This is a genomic window from Paenibacillus dendritiformis, assembly GCF_015845845.1.
In the GTDB taxonomy this organism is placed as follows: Bacteria; Bacillota; Bacilli; order Paenibacillales; family Paenibacillaceae; genus Paenibacillus_B; species Paenibacillus_B dendritiformis_C.
In genome coordinates, this window is sequence record NZ_LDIG01000233.1 from 15075 (window position 1) to 29446 (window position 14372).

At 56.2% G+C, this 14372-nt stretch carries 13 protein-coding genes and 1 pseudogene; 10 read left to right on the forward strand and 4 right to left on the reverse strand.

Going from position 1 to position 14372, the window contains the following annotated elements; genetic code table 11:
* Window positions 1-197: 197 nt before the first annotated feature.
* Window positions 198-1055, forward strand: coding sequence for a polysaccharide deacetylase family protein (locus ABD76_RS22955; RefSeq protein ID WP_242069747.1), 858 nt, complete (start codon window positions 198-200; stop codon window positions 1053-1055).
* 23 nt (window positions 1056-1078) lie between these two features.
* Window positions 1079-1813 carry a YkyA family protein gene (locus ABD76_RS22960; protein ID WP_197259373.1) on the forward strand — a complete coding sequence of 245 codons (735 nt, stop codon included), beginning with the start codon at window positions 1079-1081 and terminating at the stop codon, window positions 1811-1813.
* 184 nt (window positions 1814-1997) lie between these two features.
* Here the strand turns inward: ABD76_RS22960 and ABD76_RS22965 are convergent, their stop codons facing one another.
* Window positions 1998-2207 (reverse strand): hypothetical protein, encoded by a 210-nt coding sequence (locus ABD76_RS22965; RefSeq protein WP_197259374.1) that lies wholly within the window; start codon window positions 2205-2207, stop codon window positions 1998-2000.
* Window positions 2208-2586: 379 nt separating this feature from the next.
* On the opposite strand from ABD76_RS22965, the gene ABD76_RS22970 reads away from it, so the two are divergent.
* Together ABD76_RS22970 and ABD76_RS22975 are read left to right on the forward strand one after the other, a co-directional pair.
* Window positions 2587-3570 (forward strand): ROK family protein, encoded by a 984-nt coding sequence (locus ABD76_RS22970; protein ID WP_197259375.1) that lies wholly within the window; start codon window positions 2587-2589, stop codon window positions 3568-3570.
* 94 nt (window positions 3571-3664) lie between these two features.
* Window positions 3665-4318, forward strand: a complete 654-nt coding sequence (locus tag ABD76_RS22975) for a bifunctional 4-hydroxy-2-oxoglutarate aldolase/2-dehydro-3-deoxy-phosphogluconate aldolase (RefSeq protein WP_197259376.1) — start codon at window positions 3665-3667, stop codon at window positions 4316-4318.
* A 215-nt stretch (window positions 4319-4533) separates the two neighbouring features.
* On the opposite strand, the gene ABD76_RS22980 is transcribed toward ABD76_RS22975, so the two are convergent.
* Window positions 4534-4899, reverse strand: a complete 366-nt coding sequence (locus ABD76_RS22980; protein ID WP_197259377.1) for a FlxA-like family protein — start codon at window positions 4897-4899, stop codon at window positions 4534-4536.
* A 437-nt stretch (window positions 4900-5336) separates the two neighbouring features.
* Here ABD76_RS22980 and ABD76_RS22985 point away from each other — a divergent pair, with 437 nt between their 5' ends.
* Window positions 5337-6308 (forward strand): alpha/beta hydrolase, encoded by a 972-nt coding sequence (locus tag ABD76_RS22985; RefSeq protein ID WP_197259378.1) that lies wholly within the window; start codon window positions 5337-5339, stop codon window positions 6306-6308.
* Between the two features lie 293 nt (window positions 6309-6601).
* Window positions 6602-7804 carry a transglutaminase domain-containing protein gene (locus ABD76_RS22990; protein ID WP_197259379.1) on the forward strand — a complete coding sequence of 401 codons (1203 nt, stop codon included), beginning with the start codon at window positions 6602-6604 and terminating at the stop codon, window positions 7802-7804.
* A gap of 248 nt (window positions 7805-8052) precedes the next feature.
* Here the strand turns inward: ABD76_RS22990 and pgtP are convergent, their stop codons facing one another.
* Window positions 8053-9417, reverse strand: a complete 1365-nt coding sequence (pgtP, locus tag ABD76_RS22995) for a phosphoglycerate transporter PgtP (RefSeq protein ID WP_197259380.1) — start codon at window positions 9415-9417, stop codon at window positions 8053-8055.
* A 457-nt stretch (window positions 9418-9874) separates the two neighbouring features.
* Here pgtP and ABD76_RS23000 point away from each other — a divergent pair, with 457 nt between their 5' ends.
* The 4 genes from ABD76_RS23000 (at window position 9875) to ABD76_RS23015 (ending at window position 13835) form a co-directional block, all read left to right on the forward strand.
* Complete coding sequence (locus tag ABD76_RS23000) at window positions 9875-10783, forward strand: substrate-binding domain-containing protein (RefSeq protein WP_197259381.1); 909 nt, start codon at window positions 9875-9877, stop codon at window positions 10781-10783.
* The gene (locus ABD76_RS23005; RefSeq protein ID WP_197259382.1) at window positions 10780-12252 is read left to right on the forward strand and encodes an ATP-binding protein; all 1473 of its coding nucleotides are present in this window, start codon (window positions 10780-10782) and stop codon (window positions 12250-12252) included. Before ABD76_RS23000 ends, ABD76_RS23005 begins: the two co-directional genes overlap by 4 nt.
* The gene (locus tag ABD76_RS23010; protein ID WP_197259383.1) at window positions 12209-12889 is read left to right on the forward strand and encodes a response regulator transcription factor; all 681 of its coding nucleotides are present in this window, start codon (window positions 12209-12211) and stop codon (window positions 12887-12889) included. The genes ABD76_RS23005 and ABD76_RS23010 overlap by 44 nt, the downstream gene beginning before the upstream one ends.
* A gap of 217 nt (window positions 12890-13106) precedes the next feature.
* Window positions 13107-13835: an amino acid ABC transporter ATP-binding protein gene (locus tag ABD76_RS23015; RefSeq protein ID WP_197259384.1), complete on the forward strand. Its 729-nt coding sequence runs from the start codon at window positions 13107-13109 to the stop codon at window positions 13833-13835.
* Between the two features lie 226 nt (window positions 13836-14061).
* On the opposite strand, the pseudogene ABD76_RS23020 reads toward ABD76_RS23015, so the two are convergent.
* Window positions 14062-14372 (reverse strand): annotated as a pseudogene (locus tag ABD76_RS23020) (hypothetical protein); the annotation flags it as partial.

Genomic DNA, 14372 nt, shown 5'->3' on the forward strand with positions numbered 1-14372 from the left:
GGTTTCAGCAGATTATTTTCCTCGTTCTTCTACCCGCTAGAATCTCGATTCCTACTATATTTTTTCTATGAAATGGTAACAACATTGTTTATATTAATTCCGCTAATTTTCCCTTTTTGTCATGTTTCTGTAATGTCAAAATGCTAGACTTGTATTATAGTAGTGTCGAAAGAAGGAGAAGGAAGTGGAGAAAGAGCATGAATAATCGAAATGTGATGGCGAGAAGCACACGGAAGCGGAAGAGCAAGAAAAGATGGATCGGACGGACCGTATTATTGCTGCTCGTTGTGGGCATTTGCTATGGCGCATACTCGGTCGCAAAGAGTTTGATAGGAACCGGAACGGCGTCCGCGACCGGCAGCGAACTGGTCGTCACGGAAGTCGCCGCCTTCGCCTCGGCAGCGGTCGAGAAGGAAGTGCCGAAGGAGTATAACGGCATGACCCGCAAGGTCGCCTATCTTACATTCGATGACGGTCCAAGCAAGTATTCGAACGATATGCTGGATCTGCTGGACAAAAACGGTATCAAGGCAACGTTCTTCATGCTTGGCGACAATATGAGAACCTATCCCGACGCGGTCAAGCGGATCGTGGAAGACGGCCATTATCCCGGGCTTCACAGCATGTCGCATGATTACAATAAGCTGTACAAGAGCGGAAGTTCGGACAATTTCATCAAGGAATTCCAGGAAGCGCAGGGCATCGTCAACGATCTGACCGGCGTGACGCCGACGCTTATCCGCGCTCCGTACGGCAGCGCTCCGCAGATCGGGGAATCGTTCCGCGGCGATATCGCGCAGGCCGGATTCAAGATGTGGGACTGGACGCTCGACTCGCTGGACTGGCAATATGTCGGGCAGCCGAACCGGATCCTGGAACAGGTCAAGGCAGGACTGACGGAGGACGTGGAGGTCATCCTGATGCATGATCGCCAGCAGACGCTGGAAGCCTTGCCGTCGATTATCGAGTATATCCAGAGCAAAGGGTATGAGTTCGAGGTCTATGATCCGAACGCTCACTTTGTATGCAATTTTCACCATGACAAGCGTCTGTAACAGGAACTAGGGAGGTACGAAGAGTGGCAGGATTGAGAATATGGGGGGCAGCGGCGGCGCTATTGTCCATCGCCGTAGCGATGTCGGGATGCGGAGCTTCCCCGACGACGCAAATTTTCGACCGGTTCGAGAAGGCTTCATCGACGGAAGTGAACGTGCCGGCCGCGATGAGCTCGCTGAAAACCCTTGAAGATAAAGATGAGAAGCAATACATTTCGATTATTAATCAAGGCAAGCAGGACAACCGCAACGTGCAGACCCTGATCGACAATACGAATCAGGCGCTCGCCGAGCGCAAGCAGGTGCTGGAGCAGATGAAGGCCCAGTTGGACGAGGCGCGCGATCAGATTGGCGAGATGGACGGCATCATCGCGAATCTGAAGGAAGAGGAGCTGAAGAAGCCGGCGGAAGAAGCCTATCAAGCCTACGTAAAGCGGTATGACACGTTCAAGTCGCTTTTCGAGAGCTATGAGAAGTGGATTGAACATGAGCAGTCGCTGTACGAGCAGTTGAAGTCGGAGGATACGAAGCTGAAGTCCATTAATAAGGCGGTTGCGGAACGGAATGAAGCCTACCGACAGGTCGAAGAACTGAAGAAGCAGTTCAACGATTACACGACGCAGTTCAATACGCTCAAATCGAATTTCTACGAAAAGGCGGGCTTGCAAGTGAAGAAGCCTGCGCAGCCGAAGGAAGATGCTGACTCCGTCGATCCGGAATTGGAAATTCCGCCAATCGAGAGCGACGGCAGCGAATGATGCAATGCATAGCCCTCATCGTTTATTCTCCGCCCAGACAGGCGGCGGAATGGCGGCGGGGGCTTTTTTGCCGCTGCGAGAAGCTGTTCCCATGTCCCGCTGCGGAGACGAGCGGATCAAAAAAAGCATCCTTATCCGCAAGGATGCTCTGAACGAACTGCATGGACGGGTGGCCCAGCGCGCATTATCCCCATGTTTTGTGAACGAATTCGGCCGCCATGAGAAAGACGATGTAGGAGACGATAGCGGATGCAATATATGTGATTCCGATCTTCACACGCTGCTGAAAGAGACGGACGATTCCCAGGCTGACGAGCGGACACACGATAAGCAGAAAAAACAGCACCGTCACGAACAACTGCGGGCTTATGGAACTGATATCGACATATGTCATGAATAATCACCTCTTGAACCGATGGTTGAGCGTTGCTCCTGCGTACTGCACATCTATAACCAAATGTAGCCTTCCCTATGTAGTGATATACATCACAGTATCATTATAACGATTTGCCGTTCCTGCGTCTTCCATTATGATTGCAAGATTAAGGCGATTTTGAGGCGAAATAGGAGAAGAATGCTGCGATGCCGCTGCTGAACCCAGCCGCAGAGACCGTTTTGCGCCTTCGAACCGTGAGACGCCGGTTAGAATCTCTTCTCTTCGTTTGCGGGAAATGTGTAATTCGGTGATTTTTTCACGCAAAAGATCGGTCCCTCTCGTGCTATAATACGAATCAAACATAGCTATCGACTAGAGGGAAGGGCAGGAAACCAGCATGCACTATATGGTAGGGATCGATGTCGGCGGCACGAATATCGTATGCGGCCTGGTGAATGAGCGGTATGAAATGGTTGGAAAGCTGAAGCAGCCTACGGAAGCGGCGCTCGGCGTCGATCATGTGATGGACAAGATCGCCAATATGATTGACGAACTGTTCGTTCAGTTCGAGGCGGATCGCAGCCGTCTCCTGGCTGTCGGCGCGGGAATTCCGGGGTTCATCGATCCGGAGCGCGGCGTGAGCATTTTTGCCTCCAATCTGAAATGGCATAATGTAGACGTCTCCGGGCGGCTTAGCGCCAAGGTGGGCGTACCGGTCTTCATCGACAACGATGTCCGCATGTACGTCTATGGCGAAGCGATGAGCGGAGCCGGCCGGGGGGCGGGCGTCGTGCACGGCGTCACCATCGGGACCGGATTGGCGGCGGCGACTGTCGTGCAAGGGGAACTCTATTACGGAAGCGGCTTCATGGCGGGAGAGCTCGGCCATGTCGCGATCCCGGGCGAGACGACCCCGTGCGGATGCGGGCTTACCGGCTGCCTGGAGACGGTGGTCTCGGCGACAGGCATCGTGCGCCAAGCGAAGCAAGCGCTGGAGGGAGGACGCGATAGTCTGCTTCGGGGGGCGTACGAGCGGGGAGAGCTGACCGCGGCCCATGTATCGCAAGCCTATGACGAAGGGGATGCGCTTGCCATCGAGATTATGGAATATACCGGCCAGGTGCTCGGCACCGGACTGTCGTATTCCATCTCGCTGCTGAGCCCGGATGTGATCGTCATCGGCGGCGGCGGCGCCATGGCCGGCGATCGGCTGCTGAAGCCGGTGCGGGAGACGCTGTCCCGCTCGGTCTATCACGGTTATCTGGAGCGGCTCACGATTCGCCAGGGCGAATTAATCGATGACGGAGGCGTCATCGGCAGCGCGGCCTTTGCCAAGAGCCGGGCCGAGAAGATGCGGCAGGCAGGCGAAGGAAGCAGGTAACATGAGTCGGAGCCCGGTCTCTGCGCGAAGCGGCGTCTAGCCCTGCGGGCGGTGCCGGGCTGAACGATAATTAGACCGGGAAGGGGGCGGGAGGATGGAGTATCCGGACCGCAAGGAAGATGTAACGTCACTCATGCTGCAGGAACGGATTGTCGCCATATTCCGGGGCTATGCCGGAGACACGGCCGATCGGGCAGGGGAAGCGCTGGTATCCGGCGGGATACGGTTCATGGAGGTCACGATGAACACCGAGGGCGCTCCGGATATCATCCGCCGATGGCGTGCCCGGTTCGAGGGCCGCGCCTTCATCGGGGCTGGCACGGTGCTGGATGCCGATATGGCCCGAACGGCCTTGGCGGCGGGAGCGGAGTTCCTCATCTCGCCCAATCTGGACGAGGCCGTCATCGATTATGCCGCCGCGCGCGGCATCGATGTCTGGCCGGGAGTGCTGACCCCGACCGAGATCGTGCGGGCGTGGAATGCCGGGGCCAAGGCGGTCAAGCTGTTCCCGCTCGGCACACTGGGGCCCAATTATATCCGGGAGATTCGCGGCCCGCTGGCCCATATTCCGATCATGGCGACAGGCGGCGTCGATCTGTCGACGATGGAAGCTTATGCCGAGGCCGGCGCCTCCGCGTTCGGGCTCGGATCGAAGCTCATCCGGAGCGAGGACATCCGTTCCGGCCATTACGACGCGCTGGCTGAGCATGCAGCCCGCTTCGTTCGGCTGGCCAGAACATTGGGATAGCGAAGCAGACGGGAGAACCGTTAAGGTTCGCAGATTCCAGGGAGACGGCGCTGGAATGGGAAGCCGAGTCCGCACAGGGCGATGAGGATGCAGCGGGGAGAGACCGCCCCTTCGGAGGGCCGCTCCGGCACGGGGCGGCGGATTGAACCGCCAACCGTATGCCGGAGCGGGCGGAAGGAGCAAGGGTTGCCGGGCGGGGATAATCCCGTCCCGGGCTACAGCTTCATATCAATAAAAACAGAGTTGCCTTGCGGCTTCTCGTCGGGTTGAATCAAGTCGCTGATCGAAGGCCCGATATCCCCCGTGTTCGATTTGGACGGATCTTGTTTGTTCTTTTCCATCTCCATTTTTTTCTTCAATAGCTGCTGAATTTGCATGTCAATGACCTGCATCTCCATCTTGAGCGCCTTTATTTTTTCGTCTTTCACCTTTTGCTCGTCGTCGCCGGTGGCGACGGCCAACATTTTCTCCGCAATGACAGCCTTTCGTTTGTTCAGCCTTTCAATCTGCCGGTCGATGCCGCTGGCCGCCCCGCTGCCAGAGCTCACTAGACCGCCTGCAGATACCGCAGATACATTCATATTCAATCCTTCCTTTCTCCTTGCAGGGGATAGATGCGTGCGGCGGCCGCTTGGCCGGCAGCACGGGCATCTCGCCGCTATACTGAAGTTATCGGTTTGCTTTCGCAATTTTTGAACAGTTACGGCAAAAATTAGGATATAGAAGTTCGTGGAAACGAAGCCTCAGCGATCGGATTGTTCCCGGAAGGCAGCGGTTGCTCCCGTTGACAGCTTGCTTTTATCGCATCTTGAGCCGTAAATCTAGGAAAGTTTGGACATATGGTATACAATAAAAGCAAATTGATCGCGGAAAGGATAGCCCGTATGGCGGCTGCCGATACTAGCAATTATTCCGCAAGTGATCCTGCGCATCGCCGCTCCCCAAGGCATGCCGGTCATGCAACAGCGGCTTGCGGCATCGATGGGATGGATGAACCGGAAAGTGAGGCGATACAAATATGACAGAGCTGACTGATCTGTGGTCCTACAGCATGGGGGCGATGGCCGCGCTGGGCTGCCTCGCCGGAGGGACCTGGACGCTGGCGGTGAAGAGCCAGTCCCCACGGCAATTGCCGGTGCGGAAGGAGCCGGAGCGCCCGTTCGAGCGCATCTCCTTCGACGGATGCGCCGAGTTGCAGGGCTGGTTCGTCTGGGGCAAGGGGAACACTCCGGCGAAGCGCGCTCCGGTCATTATCATTTGCCACGGATGGGGCTCGAACCGGGAGCGCGTGCTTCGCTATGCGTATCCGCTGGCCGATGCCGGCTTCAATCTGCTGCTGTACGATGTCAGCAGCCATGGAGACAGCGGGGCGGTCAAGGCCCCTTCGCCGCTCCTGTTCCGCGATGACCTGCTCGCCGCGGTTCGATATGTGCGCACCCGTTCCGACGTCGAGCCGGAGCGTATCGGGGTGCTCGGCCACTCCTTGGGCGGCTTCGGCGCCGTCATGGCGCTCGATTGCGGACTCGACGTGCAGGCGCTGGTGACGGATTCGATGCCTGCGCGCCCGTTGACCCTGGTCGCTGCAGAGCTGCGCCGCCGGCGGCTGCCGTCTTTTCCGATCGCCACGGTGATTCCGCGCATCTGGCTGTACCGCTCCCGGATTCCCGTCTCGGTCTATGAAGAGCTCGATCTGGCCCGCTCGCTCTCTGACAACGAGGCCCGAGCGGAAGGCCGGGTGCCTGTGTTGATGGTGCACTCCCGGGGGGACGGCTTCATCCCGGCCGGGGAGCTGGAAGGGATTCTGGCCCGGCTGGCGTATCCGCAGCAGCACGTCTTCGTCGACAGTCCGGGGCATAGCTGCTCGGAGCAGGATCCCCGCTTCTGGCAGGAGGTGCTCCCGTTCTTCCGCTGGCACCTTGGGCTGTCGGCCGAGATGCCTTGTTGTTATCCGGAGCAAGCGTCGGCGGCCCGGCAGACGTTATTGACTTGAATCCGATGATGCGCAACCGGTTTTTTCGGCCGGCTGCGTATTTTTTTATAGGCAAATGCCGCATCGATTCGCTACGGCTCGTCTTTTTCCAAGAAGGAGGTAAGGGGATATCCAGGTGGAACAAGCCTGAACCCGCACTGTTGCTGGTGGACACTGTCGAGGGGAAAAGAATCGTCAGAGGACGGGGACGGCGAAGCGTATCCCATAACTAGACAGCATCTGCAAAATCCGTATGTTACGATACGTACCACCAAAGGCGGACAACACCGCCGGATGGAAAGGTGGGTTGCGGATTGTATGATGCAGACGTCCGAGAAGGCGGGGGAGACGGCGAGGGAACAGCCATCCGGAAGCGGCCAAGCCGGCGCTCCCCGTTCTCCGTATTGCGTATGCTGCTCCTGGGCTGCTTCATTATCAGCGTTGTGGCTGGACTGGCCCTGTGGCCGACGGTGGAAGCCCGCCCCTTCGAAGTCACGCTGAATGACGCCGCGGCGATGACGCAATGGTTCGAGGAACGGTTCACGGAGCGGGAGGGCATTTCCTCATTCCGTTATGAAGGCAGCACCGATACGCTGACGGCGCTGGTGACGGAAGCTTTGTCCGCCGCGCTTCATTCCGATCCATTTATCAGGTACAATGTAAGCAAGTATTCGTTCCAATGGAAAGGGAGCGCCGATTATGCGCTCGTCACCGTATATGTGGAATATAGAGAAACGCGGGAACAAACGCAGTTCGTCTTGAACCGGGCTAGCGAAATTGTGCAGGAGATTACGGCTCCGGATGATTCGCCGCATCAGAAGGTGAAAGCGATACACGACTATGTCGTTAGCCATGTCTCCTATGACGAGGGAATGACCAAGTTCACGGCATACGAAGCGCTGACCGAAGGGGAGACGGTGTGCCAAGGCTACGCGCTGCTGGTACATGCCATGCTCAGAGAAGCGGGCATTCCGGGCCAGATTATTGAAGGCGAGGCGGGCGGCACCTTGCATGCCTGGAATCTCGTGCAGCTCGACGGTTCCTGGTATCACCTGGATGCAACCTGGGACGACCCGCTGCCTAACCGGGGCAAGCAGATCCGGTATACGTATTATTTGCGCACCGATGAAGAGATGCGGAGCGATCATATTTGGGAGGCGGGGCAAGCCCCGCCTGCCGATCGGGCCTATGCGCTGGCGGTCGATCGGATGAAGGCGGAGGGCGGCTCGCTCCGCGGCTTCGCCCGCGAGCTGGAGAAGGTGTGGAGCCCGGACGTGCTCCTGGCCGAACGCGCCGTTCATAACGCCTCCACCTTGGCCGAGCGGTTCCAGACGGCCCGCGATGCCGGCAGCGAGCGGATGCAGATTCGATATGAAGGCGATGAGCTGCAGCTCCGATCGGATCTCCATGACATGGTGGCGATGCTCGGACTTCCCGCTCCGCTGGAATACCGCGTCTCGTCGCTGACGAACAGCGAGGATCGGATCGTGGAGATTACGATTCCGGCTTCGCCCTAACTTACGGTAGTCCTCTTCCTCTCTATAAGGCCCCGGCCCGCTCAGGCGGAAACGGGGCCTGTTTATTTTTTTATGTACAAACGAAATCGTATGCCAATCAGTGGCGTACCGAATATACACAAGCCATTCGGCCCTGTCCCCAAAGATTATGAAATGGTCTTGGGGTGTCTAGCTCCTGTCGGGCATCTGCCCGGAAGGAGCTTCTCTGACTTGATGATAAGCGGCAGTCGCTTTTGGGACACCGCAGCTTACGATTTCACTGCTTCCTGCTTGGCGCGCTCCATTTCCTTGGCCCCCATATGGGTCAGAATGCAGAAAACAATGCACAAGACTACGGCCGTCAGCAAGACGTAGAAGCCGCCGTTCCAGCCCACCCGGTCTACCATGAAGCCGAAGAGCGTCGTTCCCAAGGATGCGCCCAAAATATAGCTCATAAATCCGCGCAAACCAACCGCCGATCCAACGGCGAAGGGCGGCACGACCTCCAACGTCTGCACGGACGCGAGGAACTGCGGAATGTAAATCAGACATCCGATGATGGCCGCGAAGATCGTCGTGACCAGCAGCGAACCGCTCTGCCAGTAGCCGATGATGCAGAAGAAGATCATGGTCATGGCGATAATGGCCGGCGGCATGCGGTAGCCCTTGAAGAACCGGTCCGATATGTAGCCGACCAGGAGCGTGGAAGGGATGGCCGCCCATTCGAAAAAGAGAAAGGCGACGCTCATTTCCGCCTTAGTGAAATGTTTCACGTTCAAAAGATAGATTGGCAGCCAGCTAATAATGCCGAAGCGCACCATATAGACGAACACGTCTACGAACGAGACGAACCAGGCGTTTTTGTTGAACAGGACATAATTTTTGAAAATTTGCCAGACCGACATATCCTCCGGCGGCTTGGAAGCGGAGGAGGCCGATGCGGCCGGCTCGGATTCATCCGGGACGATCTCGTTCAGCGGCGGCAAGCCTTCATTGACCGGAGAGCCCTTGGTCAGCGCCAATACGATCAGGGCGAACACGATCGCGACTGCCGCAGGCACTTGATAGCTTGCCGCTTGCCAGTGCTCCTGGCCCAGCATGGCGAAGCCGACCCCGACGACAGGCGCCACGATGCCGCCGCCGACATTATGCGAGATGTTCCAGATCGCGCCGACGACGCCTCGCTGTCTGCGCGGGAACCAGTTCGCGATCGTGATGAAGCTGGGGCCGACGCCCATTCCCTGGAATATGCCGTTAAAAATAACGAGTGCGGCGAACATCCAAAATGCCGTAGAGAAGCCCATCATAATATTGACCAATGCGCACATGAGAAGACCGAGGGCCATATACCTTTTCGGATCGGCCTTGTCGGCCAGACTGCTCATCAGGCCTTTGCTGATGCCGTACGCAATGAGCATGCAGCTGCTCAGCAGCCCGACTTCCGTCGCGCTGAGGTGGAGATCGTTCTGGAGATGCGGCGTCGATAACGCAAAATTGTTCCGAACGATGTAATAGGCCATATAGCCGAAGAAAACACCCAGCAGGGATTGGAGCCGGAAGCGCTTATACGTTTTTTGGACTTGCTCCGGCGGCACCTTGGCAGCGCTTACTCTTGGCTTCAAAAATGAAATCATGCGATCAACCTCGATTCTTGGCTGTAGATAAACAAAATGAAAAAACAATGATTGCGGGGACGATGCATTCCAATGGTTAGCGGAACCGGTTTCAGAAAGAGCGATGACTCTATGTCGATGTCTATGGGCTGTCCACGGCGTTATCGTACCTCCCTGTCTTCCATTTGCATTCCTCGCTTTTCATTATCAGGCTTAGGCCAGCCGCGATACTATCAGCAAAGTTCTGATTTTTTGTAGGAGAAAACGCGGGCGGTGTCGGAAAAAATCCTACACCAGCCGGGACGAATAGGCATAAACTCTTAAAATCGGTTGGAAAGGGCATCGTTTATAGAGAGGGCATGCTTTTCATGCTATACTTGGGGATGCAAAAAAACGCCCCCGAGGTGGGCGTTGTCGAGGGAGGGAGCCTATACGCACCATGAAGAATAGGAGGAACAGGCTGCCAAGGGCAAGCGGAATGCTGCTTCTGCTTTTGCTTGCCGCGATGATATCGGGATGCACGGCCGGGCGCTCCGGCTATCAGATTGTGTTCGCCGAGACGGAACACGCGCCGCCCGATTCCCGAGACGATTCGCCTCCACCGCTTCGCGTGGCGATTTCGAGCGTGCTGTCGCCGACGGATACGATCAATTCCTATCGGGCCATTGCCGATTATGTAGGAGATAAGCTGAACCGGCCCGCGATCCTGATTCAGCGCAAGAGCTATAATGAAATTACCATGTTAATGATGAATGGCGGGGCGGATATTGCTCTGCTGTCGTCAGGGGCCTATCTGACCTACAAGCAAAAGAAGGCCGAGGGGCTGGAAGCGATTGCGATGCAGGAACGAATGGGCGTGCCGTATTATTATGGCTATCTGGTCGTCAATCGCGACAGCGGGATGACGGATCTTAACGATTTGAAAGGGAAAAGCATCGCCATTACCGATCCTGCGAGCTACTCGAGCTACTTTTTTATCAGTGAGCGGCTGGCCGAATTCGAGGAAACGCCGGAGCATTTTTTCGGACGCTACGTCTATACCTACAATCATGACAGCTCGCTTAAGGCCGTCATTGACAGGGTCGTGGATGCCGCGGCGGTGAACAGCCTGGTCTATGAACAGGCCAAGCGCAAAAATCCGGAGCTGGCCGATTCCCTGCATATTATCGCCAAGTCGAAGCCGGCAGGCACCAGTCCGGTTGTCATCAGCAGCAGCTTGCCGGAGGAAGAGAAACAGATGTTAAAAGACATTTTTCTGTCCATGCATGAGCAGGAAGCGATGAAGCCGGCGCTGGAGGGGCTGTTCATTGATCGATTCGTGCCCTTCGATCCGCGGTTGTATGAGACCGCTTACAGAGAAAAGCCGATGTCGCGAGGCCGCCTATGAGATGGATGGGGAGGCTTCGGATTAACCAGAAAATATTCGGCACCATCTTCGCGGCCCTGATCTTTCTGGCCTTGGTCCTGGGCTCGATCATTTGGGACTCGCTGACGAGCATGATGGCGGAAGAGCTGAAGAAGCGCGGCGCCAATATTGCGCAAAATATCGCGGCATTGAGCTCGGATTATATTCTGACGGACGATCAATTTTCGCTTCATCTCCTCATCGCCCAGGCCCAGAAGACGAACGAAGATGTTCGCTACATCCTGGTGATCAACAGCAATAACGGCTTGGTCGGGGACACCTTCTCCGGACAACTGCCGCTAGGCATCCGGACCGCGCACCTGCCCGATGGCTCGAACCGCCAGCAGGCGGCCACGCTGCTAACGGATGAAGGCCGTATTCATGATATCCTGGTTCCCATCGAGGGGGGAGATGTCGGATTCGTTCGCGTCGGCATGGAGGAGACGCAGGCACGGTCCTATATTTTTATGAAAATCGGAGAGCTGATTGTCGCGGCCTTATTGGTATGCGCGGCCACGGCCGGCATTACGTATTACGTGACCCGCTTCATCACGAAGCCGATCAATAATCTCGTTGCCGTGGCGACCGGAATATCGGCCGGGAAGCTGTCACTACGGGCGAAGGTGACGACCGGCGACGAGGTAGGGAAGCTGGCGCGGGCGTTCAATGAAATGGCGGATAGCCTGATTGACTCCAACATTGAAGTCGAGAAGCTGCTGACCGAGCTGCAGCACAAGGACCGGCTGCGGGATACGCTGATTTTGAAGCTGCTGTCCGCGCAGGAGGATGAGAGAAAGAGAATCTCGCGCGAGCTGCACGATGAGACGAGCCAGGCGCTCACGTCGCTGATGGTGACGATGCGCGTGCTGGCCGATGAAGCGAAGGATGCCGAGCAGCGGGAGCTGCTGTATGCCAGCCGGGATATGGCGGCCGGAATTTTGCGGGAGATCCGGGATTTGGCGGTGGAGTTAAGACCGCCGATTCTGGACGATATGGGATTGATCTCCGCGATCAAGAAATATGCGCAAAAATTCGAACAGAAGCACAACATTGCGGTGCTGCTGTCCGTTCCCGAAGCGGATATCGCCATCGGCAGCCATATCGCGGTCGCCTTGTACCGGATTTTGCAGGAAAGCTTGACCAATGTCGTAAAGCATGCGGCGGCGACCCGGATCGAGATCGGGATGGACGTCTCCGATTCTCGCGTTCAATTGACGATTCGGGACAATGGCCATGGCATCGAGCCGGAAGATTTCGCCAGGGCGCGCGAGCAGCAGCGGATCGGATTATACGGCATGAAGGAAAGAGCCGAACTGCTGGGCGGTTCCTTCCATGTGACAACGACGAGTGCCGGCGGGACCGAACTGCGGGCGTCCATCCCGCTAGTACTGGAACAGGGGGACAGTGATGGAACAGACCATTCAGACCGTCAAGATCATGATCGTGGATGACCACGCGTTGCTCCGCGCAGGCTTGAAGCTGCTATTGCACAAAAAGCCGTCCTTCCGGGTGGTGGGCGAAGCCGCGGATGGCGTGGAGGCCCTGCGGCTCTATGAGGAAGTCCGCCCGCATCTCTTGCTGCTCGACATCAGCATGCCGCGCCTGGACGGCATTCAGGTGCTGGCCGAGATCAAGCAGCGGCATGAGCAGGCGAAAGTCATCGTCCTCACTATGCATGAAGATGAGGATTATATTACGTCGATTATGCGGGCGGGAGCATCCGGCTATATTCCGAAGGCGGCGGTGGATGAAGAATTGTACACGGCCATTGATTCGGTGATGAGCGGCTACGTCTACCTGCGGCCGCAGGAAACGCGGATCCTGGTGTCGTCGATGCTCAACCAAAAGCCGCCCGAAGCGGAGGCCGGCGATCCTTACCGGCTGCTGAGCCCGCGGGAAATCGAAGTGCTCCGCTTTCTGGCCAGAGGCTATACGCTGGCGGAGACCGCCCGGGAATTGATGGTCAGCATCAAGACGGTCGATACGCATAAGACGAGAATGATGAATAAGCTGAATGTGACGCGCAGAAGCCAGCTTGTCGAGTATGCCATGAAGCATCATCTTCTGCGAAGCGGACCGGAATCGTAGCGTTGCAGGCAGGTTCGGAAAATCACCTTGAAAGCCGAGGCTTAAAGGTGATTTTTTTGTGCCCGGCCTGCGGAGAGCAGGCTCCTGATCCATAACGCCGCACATTTTTCTGCAAATTTTATTATTTTAATTTTGTCGGATCCGGTAGTTTTCCGTTGTTTTCCCATTAACCTGTTTGTTATCACCGATTTCATTCCGGCGCAAAGGGGGGAAAGCAATGATTCAATTCCATCAAATCAACAAACATTACGGCAAATTCCACGTGTTGAAGGATATTAACTTATCGATTAAGCAGGGGGAAGTGGTCGTCGTCATCGGACCGAGCGGCTCCGGGAAGAGCACGATGGTGCGCTGCATCAACCGTTTGGAAACGGTTACGGACGGCGAGCTGATCGTGGACGGCGTCCGGGTCAATGACAAATCCACCGACATCAATCAATTGCGGCGGAATATCGGGATGGTGTTCCAGCATTTCAACCTGTACCCTCACAAGACCGTGCTGGAAAATATAACGCTCGCTCCGATACAGGTGGCCGGCATGTCGAGGCAGGAAGCCGAGCAGGCGGCGATGCTTAACCTGGAGAAGGTGGGCATTGCCGATAAAGCGAAGGCTTATCCGTCGCAGCTCTCGGGAGGGCAGCAGCAGCGCGTCGCGATCGCGCGGGGATTGGCGATGAAGCCGAAAATCATGCTGTTCGATGAGCCTACCTCGGCGCTCGATCCGGAGACGATCGGGGAAGTGCTCGATGTGATGAGAACGCTGGCCCGGGAAGGAATGACGATGGTCGTCGTCACCCATGAGATGGGCTTCGCGAGAGAAGTGGCGGACCGCATCGTATTTATGGATCAAGGACGGATTATTGAAGAGGCGGCGCCGGCCGACTTTTTTACCAGCCCGCGGGAGGAGAGGGCGCGTGTGTTTCTCAGCCGGATATTAAACCACTAAAACCGTCATTCTTCTTGGTGGTCAAAACCAATCTACATGGGAAGTAACGAATAAAAAGTCCAGCGGTATGATGTCAAGTCCCTGATTTATGAGAATTGGAAAATTTCCTTGGCGTGCAGCAGGATCAATCCCAAAAAAGGCATCGCCAAACTAGACCCAGTTGAAAATGGAGTTAATTACCATAATTTAACTGGGGATTAGAGAAGAGGATTCATGAGCCAAGGCATTATTGCTCTGTCGGCTTCACCTTCCTTCTGGGCGTATAGAGTTGGTCGTTGCGTAGCAGCACATCGACCAGACGCACAAGTTTTCTTGCCGTTAAGACGAGGGCACGTTTGTGTTGATGCTTAGGGACTTCATTGAATTTCTTCCGGTAGTACTCCCCGAATTCCGGGTCGCGGTTTTTTACCGAGTGGGCAGCTTCAACAAGGTAGTAGCGAAGGAATCGGTTGCCGGAAATGCCGTCTAAAATGCGCTCAATCGCCTTGTCAAGCTCTTTAAGCTGACTCTGGATGCTCCGGATCGACTGAATCGAGG

Excerpts from the sequence above, each read along its gene's own strand:
- ABD76_RS23015 (WP_197259384.1), top strand. The coding sequence starts at position 13,107 with ATGATTCAATTCCATCAAATCAACAAACATTACGGCAAATTCCACGTG.
- ABD76_RS23010 (WP_197259383.1), top strand. The coding sequence starts at position 12,209 with ATGGAACAGACCATTCAGACCGTCAAGATCATGATCGTGGATGACCAC.
- ABD76_RS22955 (WP_242069747.1), top strand. The coding sequence starts at position 198 with ATGAATAATCGAAATGTGATGGCGAGAAGCACACGGAAGCGGAAGAGC.
- pgtP (WP_197259380.1), bottom strand. The coding sequence starts at position 9,417 with ATGATTTCATTTTTGAAGCCAAGAGTAAGCGCTGCCAAGGTGCCGCCG.
- ABD76_RS22975 (WP_197259376.1), top strand. The coding sequence starts at position 3,665 with ATGGAGTATCCGGACCGCAAGGAAGATGTAACGTCACTCATGCTGCAG.
- ABD76_RS22970 (WP_197259375.1), top strand. The coding sequence starts at position 2,587 with ATGCACTATATGGTAGGGATCGATGTCGGCGGCACGAATATCGTATGC.
- ABD76_RS22985 (WP_197259378.1), top strand. The coding sequence starts at position 5,337 with ATGACAGAGCTGACTGATCTGTGGTCCTACAGCATGGGGGCGATGGCC.
- ABD76_RS22980 (WP_197259377.1), bottom strand. The coding sequence starts at position 4,899 with ATGAATGTATCTGCGGTATCTGCAGGCGGTCTAGTGAGCTCTGGCAGC.
- ABD76_RS23000 (WP_197259381.1), top strand. The coding sequence starts at position 9,875 with ATGCTGCTTCTGCTTTTGCTTGCCGCGATGATATCGGGATGCACGGCC.
- ABD76_RS22965 (WP_197259374.1), bottom strand. The coding sequence starts at position 2,207 with ATGACATATGTCGATATCAGTTCCATAAGCCCGCAGTTGTTCGTGACG.
- ABD76_RS23005 (WP_197259382.1), top strand. The coding sequence starts at position 10,780 with ATGAGATGGATGGGGAGGCTTCGGATTAACCAGAAAATATTCGGCACC.